The organism is Pseudomonas fluorescens (assembly GCF_902497855.1).
GTDB lineage: Bacteria > Pseudomonadota > Gammaproteobacteria > Pseudomonadales > Pseudomonadaceae > Aquipseudomonas > Aquipseudomonas fluorescens_BI.
On sequence record NZ_CABVHU010000008.1, the window covers coordinates 205,827 to 220,753 of the forward strand.

The following is a 14,927-nucleotide window of genomic DNA, read 5'->3' on the forward strand; positions in this document are numbered from 1 at the left end:
AGCGCTGCTAAGGTCGGGAGTTGGGTCGCGTCGCTCGATGTCCCGAACGGCTCACATCTGCCCCTCCCCCAGCGGGTGCAGGCTCCGAAACATCCCCGCCTCTTCCACCAGCCAGTCATGCACCGCACGCACGCCAGGATGACTCAACGCGCCCGGCGCATAGAGCAGCACGTACCGTTTGTGATTGGGCACCGCCAGGCCAAACGGCACGATCAGCGTCCCGCGCTCCAGCTCATCGTTGAGCAGCGTTCGCCGCGCAATCGCCACGCCCATGCCGGCAATCGCCGCTTCGATGGTCAGGTGATTGCGATTGAAGGTATGCCCGCGCCGGACGTCCGCGCCTTCAAAACCGATGGCATTGAGATAGAACTCCCATTCCGCGTACTCGTAGCTGCCGCGCCAGGCGGTGATGTCGTGCAGCAACGGAAAGTGCACCAGGCTCGCCGGGCCATGCAGCGGCGGACGGCCCCGCAACAGGCTCGGGGCACACACCGGAAAGATCTGCTCGTCGAGCAAGGCTGTGGATAACAAGCCAGGATAACTGCCGTCGTTCAGGTCGATGGCCAGGTCGAAGTCGCCCTCGTGCAAGGGCACGCTGCTGTCCTCGGCCACCAGGCGCAATTGAACATCCGGGAAACGCTGCTGTAAACGCGGTAACCGCGGCGTCAACCACTTGCTCAGGAAGGAGGGGATCGAGCGCAGCCGCAAAATCCCGCTGATCATTCCCGCGTCCAGTCGGCGTAGCTCCGCATCGATGCTGCCGTAAGCCTCGTTGACGGTGATGGCCAGTCGCTGGCCTTCGGCGCTCAATTCCACACCGCGCGCGCGCCGATGGAACAGGCGAAAACCCAGCCGCTCTTCCAGCTGTCGGATTTGCTGACTGACCGCACCCGGCGTGATGTGCAGTTCTTCGGCGCATCGGGTGAACGACAAGTGCCGCGCGGCACAGGAAAACACGTGCAGCCAGACATAAGTCTGGGCGTGCAATTGACGACTCATCGTTTAGTCCTGCTAAAGGCTGTCTTAGGAAGTTTCGTTGGTCATGTAGGACCGAGGGAGGCAGTATCACCGAGATTGCGCTTGTCCTACAAAAATGGCAGCGATTTCTCCTCCATTGCTTGTATAGGCTTTAGCATGGCTATCAGTGTTTTCGATCTTTTCAAAGTGGGCATCGGTCCCTCCAGTTCCCACACCGTCGGTCCGATGCGCGCCGCCGCGACCTTCGCCCAGGCTCTGATTGACCAGCGCCTACTGGACGACGTACGGCGGGTAGAAATCCGTCTTTATGGCTCCCTGTCGGCAACCGGCGTCGGTCACGCCACCGACCGCGCCTGTGTCATGGGCCTGATGGGCGAATGGCCGGACAGCATCGACCCCGCGTCCATTGATAGCCGAATCCAGACCCTGCGCGAAACCGGCGAGCTAAACCTGGCCGGCAAAACCACCATCGCCTTCAGCTGGCAGCACGATCTCCTGCTGCTGGACGAAAGCCTGCCCTATCACCCCAACGCCATGTCCCTGAGCGCCTTCGGCGACACCGGTGAGCTGTGGGAACAAACCTATTACTCGATCGGCGGCGGTTTCATCATCGAGGCGGCCGAAGCCGAATCTGGCATCGCGCCGGCCAGCGATGTAGTGCTGCCGTACGATTTTTCCAGCGCCGCCGAACTGCTCAAGCTCTGCAACCAACATGGGTTGCGGGTTTCCGAGTTGATGATGGCCAATGAATTGGCCTGGCGCAGCGAAAGTGAAATCCGCCAGGGCCTGCTGCACATCTGGTCGGTGATGCGCGAATGCGTAGAGCAAGGCTTGATTCACGAAGGCATCTTGCCCGGCGGTCTGAATGTGCCGCGTCGCGCGGCGAAACTGCATCGCAGCCTGTTGGAAATCGGCAAGCCGAATGTCATCACCTCGACCCTGTCCGCCATGGAGTGGGTCAACCTGTTCGCCCTCGCCGTGAACGAAGAAAACGCCGCCGGCGGACGCATGGTCACGGCACCGACCAACGGCGCGGCCGGGATCATCCCGGCGGTGCTGCACTATTACATGAAATTCAACCCGGACGCGTCGGACGACGACGTGGTCGCGTTCTTTCTGGGCGCTGCTGCGGTCGGCATCCTTTGCAAGAAAAACGCGTCGATCTCCGGCGCCGAAGTCGGCTGCCAGGGCGAAGTCGGCTCAGCTTGCGCGATGGCCGCCGCCGGCCTGGCAGACGTGCTTGGCGCCACCCCGGAGCAACTGGAGAACGCCGCTGAAATCGGCCTGGAACACAACCTCGGCCTGACCTGCGATCCGGTCGGCGGCCTGGTGCAGGTGCCCTGCATCGAGCGCAATGCAATCGCCGCGGTGAAGGCGATCAATGCCACGCAAATGGCCCTGCGCGGCGATGGCAAGCACTTCATTTCCCTGGACCGGGTGATCCGCACCATGCGCGATACCGGCGCCGACATGCATGACAAATACAAAGAGACTTCACGGGGCGGTTTGGCGGTGAGCTGGGTGGAATGCTGAGGCGCATTCCCTGACCGTCCGCAACGCGTGAGCCCGAGCAAGAACAATAACGAGGCCTGAACGATGACCGATGTACGTACACCTGTTGCCGAAAATCCCGCTGTAGACCTGACACGCAATCGCGAAATAACCCACAAGGGCTGGAGCAAACACGACACCACCTGGATGCTCGGGCTCTACGGCACGGCCATCGGCGCCGGTACGCTGTTCCTGCCGATCAATGCCGGGGTCGGTGGTTTCTGGCCCTTGCTGATCCTGGCCGTCCTTGCGTTTCCGATGACCTTTTTCGCCCACCGTGGCCTGACCCGTTTCGTGTTGTCCGGCCGCTCCGGGGACATCACCGAAGTGGTGGAAGAGCACTTCGGCATCGGCGCCGGCAAGCTGATCACCCTGCTGTACTTCTTCGCCATCTTCCCGATCCTGCTGGTGTACAGCGTGGCGCTGACCAACACCCTGAGCAGTTTCATGGAGCATCAGTTGCACATCGCCCCGCCACCGCGGGCGATTCTGTCGCTGGGGTTGATCCTAGGCCTGATGGCCATCGTGCGTTGCGGCCAGGGTGTCATCGTCAAATGCATGAGCGTGCTGGTTTACCCGTTCGTTGCGGCGTTGTTGCTGCTCGGCCTGAGCCTGATCCCGAACTGGAACGGCGCCTTCTTCGCCACCGCCAGTGAAGGCATGCCGCTGCCGATGTTCTTCCAGACGCTGTGGCTGGCGATCCCGGTGATGGTGTTCTCGTTCAACCACTCGCCGATCATTTCCGCCTTCGCCGTCGACCAGAAGCAACGCTACGGCGAACAGGCCGAGCGCAAGAGCAGCGGCATCCTGGCCATCGCCCACGGGATGATGGTCGTTACCGTGATGTTCTTCTGCTTCAGCTGCGTGCTGGCGCTGTCCCCGGCCGACCTGGCTGCGGCGAAGGCACAGAACATCTCGATCCTGTCGTACCTGGCCAACCACTTCCAGACCCCGGTCATTGCTTACGCAGCGCCGCTGATTGCGCTGGTGGCAATCACCAAATCCTTCCTCGGCCATTACATCGGTGCCAGCGAAGGCTTCCAGGGCCTGATCGTGAAGAGCCTGCGCGGCCGTGGCCGGGTAATGTCGTCGAGCTGGCTGAACCGCGTGACGGCGCTGTTCATGATCCTCAGCTGCTGGGCCGTGGCGACCTTCAACCCGAGCATCCTGGGCATGATCGAAACCCTCGGCGGGCCGATCATCGCGTGCCTGTTGTTCCTGATGCCGATGTACGCCATCCGTCGCGTGCCGGCATTGCGCCAGTACTCGGGCCAGGTCTCGAACGTGTTCGTGGTGCTGATCGGTCTGATTGCACTGTCTGCGATCATTTATTCATTCATGCCCTGAAACGGGCAGCTCCCCTGTAGGAGCGAGGCTTGCCCGCGAAGAACGATAACGCGGTGTACCTGATGCACCGCGTTATCGTTCTTCGCGGGCAAGCCTCGCTCCTACAGGAATCAACCAACAGTCCCCCGCCGCACTCATTGTCCGACAATGTTCCCGGCATGCCCCTTGCTTTGCTTCATGGCAATGGAATGCCAATGGTCCGGTGTTGCGAACCAATCCGATCCCGGCCGGTCAACAACTGCACGTTCAAATCAGGCGGTGACGCATCATGGACAATCCCTTTCAGCTCATTACCGATGCCTTTGCACCGGATTACCAGATCAACCTGAGCATTCAGGGGCTGGACGGCAGCATCATGCTGACCCTGTCCAACAACGGCCACGTGGTCGCCAAACGGATGATCAGCACCGAACAACGCAATGACCCCAAGCGCCTCAAACGCCTGGTGGAAAGCATTCAGTTCGGCATTGCCATCGAACAGGGCCACAGCGCCGTCGCCATCCTCGAAGCCATGACCGACGGCGACAATCGCAACCTGCCGCCACCCACGGTCAAAAGCCACGGCCGGCCGGCCATGGGGCTTTAGATCTCGCCCTTCTCCACTTCGGGATGTTCACCGGAACCCGCACCGATCTTGCGCTGCGGGTGCTCGATCTTCACCGAAGGGAATTGCGACGAGGCATACCGCACCACCAGGATCGAAAACGCCAGCAGCAAAATCCCGCCGCACAGGTAGATGATCCCCACGTCCGGCGGATTGTGGTGCGAGACGTTGGAGATCAGCAGCCGCGTCAGCGCGGTGATCGCCACATAGATCAGGAAGCGCACCGGCATGTGGTTGGTCTTGAAGTAAATCCCGACCATCGCCCCCAGCTCCAGGTAGATGAACAGCAGCAAGATGTCATCGATCTTGATGTGCCCTTCTTCGAGCATCCCCAGAAACTCCATCACCGCCGCCCACGCGGTCACCGCACCGATGGCGAACAGCGCCAGGTAGTGGAAGGTTTCGACAAACAGGTTGCCCAGGGACTCGGCCAGTTGGTGCACGTTCTGCCGCAGCTTCTCGGCCCAGTTGATTTTCACGATGATTCTTCCTTAGCTCGGTTCGAGCGGATGATGCGGGTTGGACGTGACGGTTGTTCTGCATGCAGAAAAAAGGCCAGGGATGTTGGGTGAGATGATGGCTGCGTGAAACGAGGCACGTCTGTGGTGTCTGGACGGACGCCTTCGCTGTAGGAGCGAGGCTTGCCCGCGAACCGCTTGACGCGGTTTACCTGAAAAACCCTGAATCCGGTCTAAATTGAAAAGCTACTACCCAAAGCGACAGGATTCGCTTATCCTTTCGCTGTATATAGATACAGTAGTCGATACAGACAACTTAATGTGAAGGCATGTGAGGTGGTGAATGGCCGTCGAAGTGGTATACCGCAGCAGCCGAGATCTGGAGCGTTTGTTCATGGATAAAGCCGAAGCTGACCGTCATGACAAAATGCTCGAACTGGCTGAGTTGCTGGCCGAGGTGTTGCAAAAAGCCGTTCCGTCCCTGACTGAACAGCAAGTGGAAGAAGCCGGGATCTACATGGCGAAAAATCGCGACGTGTTCGCCAAGGCGTTCAAGAGCCAGCCGGATGCGTTGTCCGAATTGCTGAATGCGCCTGCTGAAGTCGCTGAGCCTGTCGAAGTGACTGCACCTGTTAAAGCGGTAGCACCTGTTGAAGCGACTGCACCGGCCGACGTGCCGAGCGCTGCGCCGACCAAGCCAGCCAAAGCTGCCAAGACGCCGAAGTAAGCAGCGCCCGAATTGAATAGGCCCTGAGTCGAATGGCTCAGGGCCTTTTTAATGTCCGAAAATCAAAAGATCGTCTGTACCCTGTCTTGAGCCTGCAGCGCCCATGACGACGCCTTCGCCGGCAAGCCGGCTCCTACAAGGGTGGCGTTTCTCACAAAGCAGCGGTATGCAGGTGATCATGTAGGAGCTGGCTTGCCAGCGAAGACGTCCTCTGGGGAGATGCAAGGCTCAAGGCCGCCTTCGCCGGCAAGCCGGCTCCTACAGGGGGCTTTTTCCATCATTCAGCGGTTAGCGGTAAAGCACTTTCTCCGCCAACTCGTCCGCCACACGCGCCGGGGAACGTTTTTCCGCCTGGGCATGGGCGAAGACTTCGGTCAGGCGCGAGCTGATTTTCGACAGGTGTGCGGTGATGGTCGTCAGCGCTTCGCCGCGGTGCTTGAGCGAGACGTAGATCAGCCCGCCGGCATTGATCACATAGTCCGGCGCATACAGGATGCCCCGCCGCTCCAGTTGATCGGCAACGTCCAGGTGGATCAATTGGTTGTTGGCGGAGCCGGCCACCGCCGCGCAGCGCAGTTGCGTCACACTGTTGCTGTTGAGCACGCCGCCCAGGCCGCAGGGCGCGAGGATGTCGCAGGGTGTGCTGAGCAACGCATCGTTGGCGATCGGGTGAGCGCCCAGCTGCTCCATCGCCAATTGCACCTTGCCGTGATCGATGTCGCTGACCAACAGTTCGGCACCGGCGGCATGCAGCTGCTCGGCAAGGGCGTAACCGACATTGCCCAGCCCCTGGATCGCCACCCGCAGGCCTTCGAGGTTATCGCTGCCCAGGCGTGCCATGGCAGTGGCACGAATGCCGGTGAACACACCCATGGCCGCGTGGGGTGCAGGGTCGCCCGCCGAGGTGGTGCTGGTGACGTGTTGAGTCTGTTGGGCGATGCAATCCATGTCCGCCACCGAGGTGCCGCTGTCGATGGCCGTGATGTAGCGGCCGTCGAGCTGATTGATGCAGCGCCCGAAGGCCTCGAACAACGCGGCGCGGCTTTCCACATGCACCGGTCGCATGATCACCGCCACGCCACCGCCCTGAGCCAGGCCAGCGAGCGCCGCCTTGTAACTCATGCCTTGCGCCAGGCGAACAGCGTCCTCGACCGCGGACTCGTCGTCAGGATAGGCGAGGTAACGACAGCCTCCCAGGGCAGGTCCGAGACGGCTGTTATGAATGGCAATCACCGCCTTCAACCCGGTGACCGAGTCGACGCTCAAATGCAGCGATTCAAGGCGAGTGCTTTGCATGAGAGCGAACATTGCAGGGCTCCCGAATGACTACTCGTAGTCGCCAGTATAGGCTTGCGCTCAAAAATTGCAGAAGCGCACCGGAATAAGCACAGCCGCCAAGCAGGCTTTCGGAAATAACCTGAGGTGGCTTGCGTGGGGTACTGGACGAATGTCGCAGACGAGGCTAAAACGAGGCATACCCCGGAGATTTTGATGACGCCGCGCCAAAGTTTCTTCGCCTGCCTGCAACGATCACCGCCCGCGCTGTTCGAGGCGGCGCTGTGGATCGCGGCCGAACACGACAATGGGGTGAATGCCGAGGCGGTTCTCAACGATTTCAAGGATCTGCAGCAGCGGGTCAGTTATGGCCTGCCGATGTTACCGGTCAGCGAATTGGCCCAGCCGCTGTTGCGCCGCATGAATGACCTGGGCTTCGCCCAGGATGACTTCACGCCCTTGCGCCCGCACGTGGCCTTGGTCAACAAGGTGCTGGAACGCCGGCGCGGGCAGCCGCTGGCCCTGGGGTTGATCGCGCTGGAGCTGGCCAGGAGGTTGGAGATCCCCATGGTCGGGGTCAACTTTCCCGGGCATTTCCTGCTGCGCGTACCGGGTGCCGATCACCTGCTCGACCCCTGCGGTGGCCGGCGCCTGTACCCCAACGATTGCCGGGAATTGCTGCTGCGCCAATATGGCCCGAACATGAAACTCAGCGCCGAGCACTTGCTGACCGCCGAGCCGGTGCACATGCTGCAACGGCTGTCACGCAACCTGCGCCAGTTGCACCTTTCCAACGATGACTACATCGGCGCCCTGATCGATGCCGAACGGGTGCTGGAATTGGGCAACGCCAGCGCCGCCGATTACCTGGCCCGGGCCAGCCTTTATCAACGACTGGATTGCCCGAACGCCGAGCGCTTCGACCTTGAGCATGCGCTGCTGCTCAGCGACGACCCGATCCAGCGGATTCGGCTGACGGAACGGCTGGGGCACCTTCCGCCCAACTCTATCGTCCATTGAACGCAGGTCCCTTGTAAGGGCCCAACTCCATAGTCCATTGATCTCAGAAACCTTGTGGGAGCGAGCCTGCTCGCGAATGCGGTGTGTCAGCTACATCAATGTCACTGATGCTCCCTCTTCGCGAGCAGGCTCGCTCCCACAAGGGATAGCGTGAAGGCTTCACGGGGTGTCGGGCTGGTTCGCCGGGTGCGCCTTGATGAACGCCGGGTGTGTCGCGGCCAGTGACGCCACTCGACGAATCCGCGGATAGGCCTCAAGCGAGATGTTGAAGCGTTCGGCGGCGTAGAGCTGCGGGATCAGGTAGGTATCCGCCAATCCGGGCTGCGGACCAAAGCAAAAACCTTCATCGCCGATCAACTGCTCCACCGTCGCCAGCCCCTGGCTGATCCAGTGGCCGATCCACTCGACCACCTGGGTTTCATCCTGGCCCAGCTGCCGCAACCTGTTGAGCACGCTGACGTTATGCAGCGGGTGCACATCGCAACCGATCAGTGCCGCGACGCCGCGTTCACGGGCGCGTGCAGTGAGGTCCTTGGACAACAGCGGCACCTGCGGATAACGTTCTTCCAGGTACTCGATGATCGCCGGTGACTGGATCAGCAGGTCACCTTCGTCGGTACGCAACGCCGGCACCCGGCCTTGCGGATTGATGCCCAGGTACGGCGGCTGGCGGTGCTCGCCACCCGGCGGTGCGATCAGGTTGACCGGCAGGGCCTGGTAATCCAGGCCCTTCAACGCCAATGCGATCCGCACCCGATAGGACGAGGTCGAACGGTAGTAGGTATAGAGTTCCATGAACCGATCCTCTCAGCGCGCCGGCAGTACTTTGCCGCGGCATTCGCCGAAACCGATGGAGGCAAAGCCCTCGCGACTGCAACGGGCACGCAGGATGATTTCGTCGCCGTCTTCGAGAAATTTACGCACCTCGCCCGACGCCAGTTCGATCGGCTTTTTGCCGCCCTCGGTGATTTCCAGCAGGCTGCCGAACTGACCGCTTTCCGGCCCCGACAGGGTGCCCGAACCAAACAGGTCACCGGCCTGCAGCTGGCAACCGTTGACGCTGTGGTGGGCGACCAGTTGCGCCGCGGTCCAGTACATGTGCCGGGTGTTGCTCAGGGTCAGGCGATGGGCCGGCAGGTTCTGCTCGCGCATGGCTTCGGTGAGCAGCAGCACTTCCAGCTCGATGTCGAAGGCACCCGCAGCCTGATCGCGCTTGTCGAACAGGTAGGGCAGCGGCTGTGGATCGCCTTCGGGACGGGCTGGTTGCGCGCGACGGAACGGCTCCAGCGCTTCGGCGGTCACCACCCACGGCGAAATGCTGGTGATGAAGCTTTTCGACAGGAATGGCCCCAGTGGCTGGTATTCCCAGGCCTGGATGTCCCGCGCCGACCAGTCGTTGAGCAGGCAGAAACCGGCGATGTGATCGGCGGCGTCGCCGATGGCGATCGCCTCGCCCATCTCGTTGCCCTGACCGATCCAGATGCCCAGTTCCAACTCATAATCCAGGCGTGCGCAGGGGCCAAAGGTCGGTTCGGCCTGGCCGGCCGGCAGGGTCTGGCCTTTCGGACGGCGCACGTCGGTGCCCGACGGGCGAATGGTCGAGGCGCGGCCGTGGTAGCCGATCGGCACGTACTTGTAGTTCGGCAGCAGGGGGTTGTCCGGGCGGAACAGTTTGCCGACGTTTTGCGCGTGCTCGATACCCACGTAGAAGTCGGTGTAGTCATTGATTTTCGCCGGCAGGTGCATCTCGCAATTCGCCGCCGGCGGCAGCAGTTTCGCGCCTTGGGCTTCGATCTTGCCGTGCAGGGTGCTGCCTTCGGTGAACAGTTCCAGCAGACGTTCGCGCAGGGCAACACGAGCGTCGCGGCCCAATTCGAAGAACGCATTCAGCTGGCCGCCACGGGCGGCTTCGACGGCAGTTTTTGCCGCGCCGTCGAACAGCCCGGCATCGAGTGCCGCTTCCAGGTCGAAAATATGTTCGCCGATGGCCACTCCACTGCGAGGCGCCGAGCCTTTCACGCTGAATACGCCCAATGGCAGGTTCTGCAGCGGGAAATCAGCATGGCCGTTGGCGGAGGCAACCCAGCTGCGAGTGATGGAAGTCTGAGTCATGGCTTATCTCCGGGTCGGGTCGAAAGTGGCGGGCAGCGTGGCCCAGCAGGCATCGTAGGTGGTTTGCAATTGTGGGCAATCCAGGGCGAAACGGCTCGGGCGCAACACCTGGCTGGTCTCGAACATGAAGGCCATGGTGTTGTCGATTTTCGCCGGCGCCAGTTCGGCGTTGATCGCCCGGGTGCAGGTTTCGCCGTCCGGGCCGTGGGCGCTCATGCAGCTGTGCAACGACGCGCCACCGGGCAGAAAGCCTTCAGCCTTGGCGTCGTATTCGCCCTGGATCAGGCCCATGAATTCGTTCATCAGGTTGCGGTGGAACCAGGGTGGACGGAAGGTGTTCTCGGCCACCATCCAGCGTGGCGGGAAGATCACGAAGTCGAGGTTGGCCAGGCCGTGCACGCTGGTGGGCGAGGTCAGGACGGTGAAGATCGACGGATCCGGGTGATCGAAGCTCACCGTGCCAATGGTGTTGAAACGGCGCAGGTCGTATTTGTAGGGCACGTTATTACCGTGCCAGGCGACCACGTTCAGCGGCGAATGATTGAGCTCGCACCCCCACAATTCCCCCAGGAACTTCTGCACCAGGGTAGTCGGTTGCGTGAGGTTTTCGTAATGGGCGACCGGGGTCAGGAAGTCCCGCGCATTGGCCAGGCCATTGCTGCCGATCGGCCCCAGGTCCGGCAGGCGCAATGGCGCGCCGTGGTTTTCGGCGATGTAGCCGCGGGCTTGCGGGTCGAGCAGCTCGACACGGAATTTCAGGCCGCGCGGCAACACGGCGATTTCCAGCGGCTCCAAGTCCAGTATGCCCAGCTCGGTGGCGATGCGCAGGCGGCCCAGTTGCGGTACCAGCAGCAGTTCGCCGTCGGCGTTGAAAAACACCCGCTCCATGGAACGGTTGGCGCGGTAGCTGTAGATGCTGATCCCGGACGGTTTTTCCGCACCCGAGTTGGCCGCCATGCTCACCAGCCCGTCGATGAAATCGGTGGGCTCGCTCGGGATCTCCAATGGGTTCCAGCGCAGGCGGTTGGGGGTCACTTCACCCAGGGGGCCGCCGGCCAGTTGCCGATCCAGTTTGACGAACGCCGGGTGATTGGCCGATGGCTGAATGCGGTACATCCAGGTGCGCCGCGCTTCGCTGCGGGCCATGGTGAACGCAGTGCCGGAGAACAATTCGGTGAATAGGCCATAGGGGGCTTTCTGCGGGGAGTTCTGGCCGACGGGCAGTGCGCCGGGCAACGCCTCGCTGCTGAATTCATTGCCAAAGCCTGACTGATAAGCCAGCGCGGGCGCCGTTGAATCGAAGTTCATGGAGCCTCCTGAACAGGGAGAGGGCAATCGTCCGTCGCTTCGTTGAAGAGGTCTCGGCGCGCCCGGGTTATTTTTATCGTAATTCGATTACGCATAACGTAATTTGATTGGTATTGACCGTCAAGCTATAAAGACGTCCATTTGTAACGGGATCACCTCCATGGGCAGCGAAAGCAACGGCAAACAGAAAGTCCGCTCGGCCGAGGTGGGGACAGACATCCTCAAGGCATTGGCGCAATTGTCACCCTCGACGTCCCTTTCGCGTTTGGCCGAACACGTGCAGATGCCGGCGAGCAAGGTTCACCGCTATTTGCAGGCCTTGATCGCCAGCGGTTTTGCCGAGCAGAACACCACCACCAACCATTACGGTCTGGGCCGCGAAGCCTTGCGCGTGGGATTGGCCGCACTCAACAGTATGGACGTGCTGAAAGTCGCGGCCCTGCCCCTGGCCGAGTTGCGCGATGAACTGAACGAAACCTGCTTTCTGGCGGTGTGGGGCAATCAGGGTGCAACCGTGGTGCATATCGAGCCGGCGGTGCGCGCGGTGACGGTGGTCACGCAATTGGGATCGGTGCTGCCATTGCTCAGCTCATCGACCGGGCTGGTGTTCGGCGCCTACCTGCCCAAGCGTGAAACCGTGGATTTGCGCGAGCAGGAACTGCAAAACGACAGCGCACACGCCCTCGCCGACGATCAGACCTACGAAACCCTGTTCGGGCAGATCCGTGAGCGCGGCTTGCATCATGTGCATGGTTTGCTGATGCCGGGGGTCGATGCATTGTCGGCGCCGGTGTTCAACGCGGTCGGACAGGTGGCGGCGGTCATGACTATTGTCGGCCCTGCGTCCTTGTTCCATGCCGACGAAAACGGCCCGGCGGCGCAGCGATTGCTGGCGGCGACACGGGCCGTGAGTTGGCGAATGGGCTACGAGTCACCCGCCTTCAACTAACGATCCCCAGAACTTTCGCCCTGGCCACCGCTTGAGTCCTGCGTTCCACCCCCAACTTGCCATTGATGCGTCGCGCGTGGGTTTTCACCGTATGCAGCGAGATGAACAGCAGATCGGCAATTTGCTGGTTCGAGTTGCCCTGCGCCACTAACGTGAGGACTTCGATTTCACGTTGACTCAATCGGCTCCCGGTGGCGGCCACCACCTCAGGATCCTTACCCTCTTCGGCCTGTCCAATGGCCTGCGACAAACGCGGCTGGCGCAACTGCAAATCGCGCAAGGCCTGTTGCAGGCTGCAACGCTCGACCAGGGCCAGGCCTTCCTGCAACGATTGCCGGGCAACGGCCGGGTTGTCGATCAGCCAGGCGACTTCGGCCAGCGCCAGGTGCAATTGCGCCTGCAGCCCCGACATCCCCCGTTGCCTTGCCCACTGCAATTGCGCCTCGAGCCGGGCCAAAGGCTTGTGCGCCTGTTCCAGATAAACCTCGGTCAACACCAGCAGATATTCCAGGATCGGAATCAGCTCCAGCGTCGCCGGCGGCGCCTGACGTGCGAGGGGGCCCTGATAGTGACGGAGCACCCGGGTCAGGGCTTCGTGAGCCAAGTGCGGCCTGCCCTGCTGCAGCCAGAAATGGCAGCTCATTTGCAGTAGGACACCGCGGTACACCGTGTCTGGAATCCGTCGTTGCTGCATCAACCGTTCGGCGTCACGCAGCAGGACGAAGGCTTGAGCATAATCCAGCCGGTTGGCCGCCAATTGTGCCAGGCCGAGGAACCCATACAGCGCTCGTTTATCCTGGTTGCGCCGGCAGATTCGCAGGCCGCTCTCAAAATACCCCGCCGCCTCCGTTTCCCGGCCCTGACTCAGGCTCAGGCGCCCACGACGCAGGGCAATCCTTCCCAGCAAGGGTTCGGCCAGCGGTTGCTGCCGGATGAGCAGGCCGTTCATGTTGGCGAGCACGTGCTCGGCTCTGCCGCAGGCCCCCCGTTGCTCTAGCAACTGGGCGTGATCGAGTTCCAGCAGGCCCTCGAACACCAGCGAACCTTGCGCCCGGGCCAGGCACAACGCGTCACGGTTGAGCGCCTGCGCCACCTCGAGTTCGCCCCGCACCAGCGCCTGTTGCGTCAATCCGGACAGGCACATCAGCCGGACGGGCCAGAACTGCGGACCGAGTTCGCCGAGCGCCTCGAGCAAGTGTGCCCGGGAAGCATCCATGCGTCCCTGCAAGTGCAGCAACCAACCTTGTTGCGCCTGCCAGCGAGCGATCAATTGCCGTTGATGGAACGCTGACGGCTGGGGCAGGAAGCGGGACAAATGGCCGATGCATTCATCCGCCTGCTCGAAGCGTCCGGCAAACAACAAGGCCGCAGTGATCAGCCCGACCAATTGGGGCGAGCCGAGCATCAGCTCCGCGCCTTGTTGTTCATGCAAACGCAACAGCAGCACCACGGTCTGCTCTTCGAACAGCTGCTCGAAACTGAAATGCTGCAACAGGCTGACGGCGACCTCGAACTCTTCGGCCAGCAAGGCCTGTTCGAACGCGGCTTTCCAGTCCAGCTCGGCGGCGAACCACTGACAGGCACGTCGATGCCAGGAGCGCCCGGCCGGCCATCGCTCGTCGCGCATCAACCGGGTCAGGGGCGCGAACATCCGCAGCCAGTCTGTCGAGTCTCGCCAGGGCTCGATGAAGCAGCCCAGTTCCTGCAGCGCGCTCAAGTATTGAGCGCCCTCGCCCGCGCCGAACAGGTGATCGCAAAGCCGGGCATTGAAGCGTGGCAAATGGGCCAGCACCCGCCAGGCTTCGGCAAGCTCCGGGGTCAGGCCGGCGAAGAGCTCATGTTCCAGGTAATCGTGCAGGGTGTCCGGCCGACCGTCGAGTGTGTCGCTGCGTGACCAGTCGCATTTTTGCAGCAGCGCCATCCGTACCCCGGCGCACCAGCCACCACTTTGCTGGAAAATCCGCTCGGCGGCTTTCGCCGCCTGGGTCGGTTCCAGGTGATGCAGCAGTTGTTGGATTTCACCCTGGGTGAACGCCAGCGTGGAGCGTTCGCAATCGTACAGTTCGTCATCCAGCAGCAGGCGTGGCCAATTGCATTGCGGACGCCGCCGACCGCTCAGCCACCAGATGACCCGCGGGCTGCTGATGGCCAGCAACCGGTCGAGCAACAGATCCAGATCCAGATGGGGAACACGGCAATAGTCATCGAGAAACAGCCAGGTGGCTGTTTGCAGTCGAGCCAGATGCGCCAGCAATGCGGGCTCATCCGAGGTGGGCAGCCCCAGGGTTTGCGCCAGGCGCTGGCGAAAATCGGCCACGCTGATCGCCTCCCCCGCCATCGACAGCCAATGGACCTGACACTGCGCGGGCGCCTGCAACAGGCATTCGACGAGCAGCGCACTCTTGCCACTGCCCGCCGGTGCGCAGAGCAATCTCACCCGTGCGGTCGATGCCAGCAAGGGTTCGATCAAGCGGTCGCGCGACTGGTGGTGGCAAGACAAACGGGGCAGGAGTCCCGGACGGTCCAGACACAGCGTCATGGCAGTCATAGTGGTGCGCCTTTTTATAATTGTGGCGCCACCCTAGCCCTGTCCCGACA

General features: G+C 61.9%; 12 protein-coding genes and 1 pseudogene. 6 read left to right on the forward strand and 7 right to left on the reverse strand.

Features of this window, described 5'->3' with window-relative positions; genetic code table 11:
• Window positions 1-51 precede the first annotated feature (51 nt).
• On the reverse strand, window positions 52-999 hold the full coding sequence (locus tag F8N96_RS17785) for a LysR substrate-binding domain-containing protein (RefSeq protein WP_150798888.1): 948 nt from the start codon (window positions 997-999) through the stop codon (window positions 52-54).
• A 135-nt stretch (window positions 1,000-1,134) separates the two neighbouring features.
• Between F8N96_RS17785 and F8N96_RS17790 the strand changes: the two genes are divergently transcribed.
• From F8N96_RS17790 to F8N96_RS17805, 3 genes are all read left to right on the forward strand, one after another.
• Window positions 1,135-2,511, forward strand: a complete 1,377-nt coding sequence (locus F8N96_RS17790) for an L-serine ammonia-lyase (protein ID WP_150798889.1) — start codon at window positions 1,135-1,137, stop codon at window positions 2,509-2,511.
• Window positions 2,512-2,574: 63 nt separating this feature from the next.
• Window positions 2,575-3,876 (forward strand): serine/threonine transporter, encoded by a 1,302-nt coding sequence (locus F8N96_RS17795; RefSeq protein ID WP_150798890.1) that lies wholly within the window; start codon window positions 2,575-2,577, stop codon window positions 3,874-3,876.
• A gap of 268 nt (window positions 3,877-4,144) precedes the next feature.
• Window positions 4,145-4,462 carry a DUF3509 domain-containing protein gene (locus tag F8N96_RS17805; RefSeq protein WP_150798892.1) on the forward strand — a complete coding sequence of 106 codons (318 nt, stop codon included), beginning with the start codon at window positions 4,145-4,147 and terminating at the stop codon, window positions 4,460-4,462.
• Here the strand turns inward: F8N96_RS17805 and F8N96_RS17810 are convergent.
• Complete coding sequence (locus F8N96_RS17810) at window positions 4,459-4,959, reverse strand: phosphate-starvation-inducible protein PsiE (protein ID WP_064679662.1); 501 nt, start codon at window positions 4,957-4,959, stop codon at window positions 4,459-4,461. The two genes, F8N96_RS17805 and F8N96_RS17810, sit on opposite strands and share 4 nt — an antisense overlap.
• 322 nt (window positions 4,960-5,281) lie before the next feature.
• Between F8N96_RS17810 and F8N96_RS35440 the strand changes: the two are divergent.
• A pseudogene (locus tag F8N96_RS35440) lies at window positions 5,282-5,536 on the forward strand (YebG family protein); the annotation flags it as partial.
• 417 nt (window positions 5,537-5,953) lie between these two features.
• On the opposite strand, the gene F8N96_RS17820 reads toward F8N96_RS35440, so the two are convergent.
• Window positions 5,954-6,973 carry a Glu/Leu/Phe/Val dehydrogenase family protein gene (locus F8N96_RS17820; RefSeq protein ID WP_150798894.1) on the reverse strand — a complete coding sequence of 340 codons (1,020 nt, stop codon included), beginning with the start codon at window positions 6,971-6,973 and terminating at the stop codon, window positions 5,954-5,956.
• Window positions 6,974-7,156: 183 nt separating this feature from the next.
• On the opposite strand from F8N96_RS17820, the gene F8N96_RS17825 reads away from it, so the two are divergent.
• Complete coding sequence (locus F8N96_RS17825) at window positions 7,157-7,960, forward strand: SirB1 family protein (protein WP_150798895.1); 804 nt, start codon at window positions 7,157-7,159, stop codon at window positions 7,958-7,960.
• A gap of 159 nt (window positions 7,961-8,119) precedes the next feature.
• On the opposite strand, the gene maiA is transcribed toward F8N96_RS17825, so the two are convergent.
• The 3 genes from maiA to hmgA are packed head-to-tail and all read right to left on the reverse strand — an operon-like array spanning window position 8,120 to window position 11,380.
• Window positions 8,120-8,755, reverse strand: coding sequence for a maleylacetoacetate isomerase (gene maiA, locus F8N96_RS17830; RefSeq protein WP_150798896.1), 636 nt, complete (start codon window positions 8,753-8,755; stop codon window positions 8,120-8,122).
• A 12-nt stretch (window positions 8,756-8,767) separates the two neighbouring features.
• The gene (gene fahA / locus F8N96_RS17835; protein WP_150798897.1) at window positions 8,768-10,072 is read right to left on the reverse strand and encodes a fumarylacetoacetase; all 1,305 of its coding nucleotides are present in this window, start codon (window positions 10,070-10,072) and stop codon (window positions 8,768-8,770) included.
• A gap of 3 nt (window positions 10,073-10,075) precedes the next feature.
• A complete protein-coding gene (hmgA, locus tag F8N96_RS17840) occupies window positions 10,076-11,380 on the reverse strand; it encodes a homogentisate 1,2-dioxygenase (RefSeq protein ID WP_150798898.1) in 1,305 nt (434 codons plus the stop codon).
• 160 nt (window positions 11,381-11,540) lie between these two features.
• Between hmgA and F8N96_RS17845 the strand changes: the two genes are divergently transcribed.
• A complete protein-coding gene (locus F8N96_RS17845; protein WP_150798899.1) occupies window positions 11,541-12,329 on the forward strand; it encodes an IclR family transcriptional regulator in 789 nt (262 codons plus the stop codon).
• On the opposite strand, the gene F8N96_RS17850 is transcribed toward F8N96_RS17845, so the two are convergent.
• Window positions 12,322-14,877, reverse strand: a complete 2,556-nt coding sequence (locus F8N96_RS17850; RefSeq protein ID WP_150798900.1) for a helix-turn-helix transcriptional regulator — start codon at window positions 14,875-14,877, stop codon at window positions 12,322-12,324. The two genes, F8N96_RS17845 and F8N96_RS17850, sit on opposite strands and share 8 nt — an antisense overlap.
• Between the last annotated feature and the right edge of the window lie 50 nt (window positions 14,878-14,927).

Bases quoted from the DNA above. Each gene is read 5' to 3' on its own strand.
- F8N96_RS17845 (WP_150798899.1), top strand. From the start codon at position 11,541: ATGGGCAGCGAAAGCAACGGCAAACAGAAAGTCCGCTCGGCCGAGGTG.
- F8N96_RS17785 (WP_150798888.1), bottom strand. From the start codon at position 999: ATGAGTCGTCAATTGCACGCCCAGACTTATGTCTGGCTGCACGTGTTT.
- F8N96_RS17850 (WP_150798900.1), bottom strand. From the start codon at position 14,877: ATGACTGCCATGACGCTGTGTCTGGACCGTCCGGGACTCCTGCCCCGT.
- maiA (WP_150798896.1), bottom strand. From the start codon at position 8,755: ATGGAACTCTATACCTACTACCGTTCGACCTCGTCCTATCGGGTGCGG.
- fahA (WP_150798897.1), bottom strand. From the start codon at position 10,072: ATGACTCAGACTTCCATCACTCGCAGCTGGGTTGCCTCCGCCAACGGC.
- hmgA (WP_150798898.1), bottom strand. From the start codon at position 11,380: ATGAACTTCGATTCAACGGCGCCCGCGCTGGCTTATCAGTCAGGCTTT.
- F8N96_RS17790 (WP_150798889.1), top strand. From the start codon at position 1,135: ATGGCTATCAGTGTTTTCGATCTTTTCAAAGTGGGCATCGGTCCCTCC.
- F8N96_RS17805 (WP_150798892.1), top strand. From the start codon at position 4,145: ATGGACAATCCCTTTCAGCTCATTACCGATGCCTTTGCACCGGATTAC.
- F8N96_RS17820 (WP_150798894.1), bottom strand. From the start codon at position 6,973: ATGTTCGCTCTCATGCAAAGCACTCGCCTTGAATCGCTGCATTTGAGC.
- F8N96_RS17825 (WP_150798895.1), top strand. From the start codon at position 7,157: ATGACGCCGCGCCAAAGTTTCTTCGCCTGCCTGCAACGATCACCGCCC.
- F8N96_RS17795 (WP_150798890.1), top strand. From the start codon at position 2,575: ATGACCGATGTACGTACACCTGTTGCCGAAAATCCCGCTGTAGACCTG.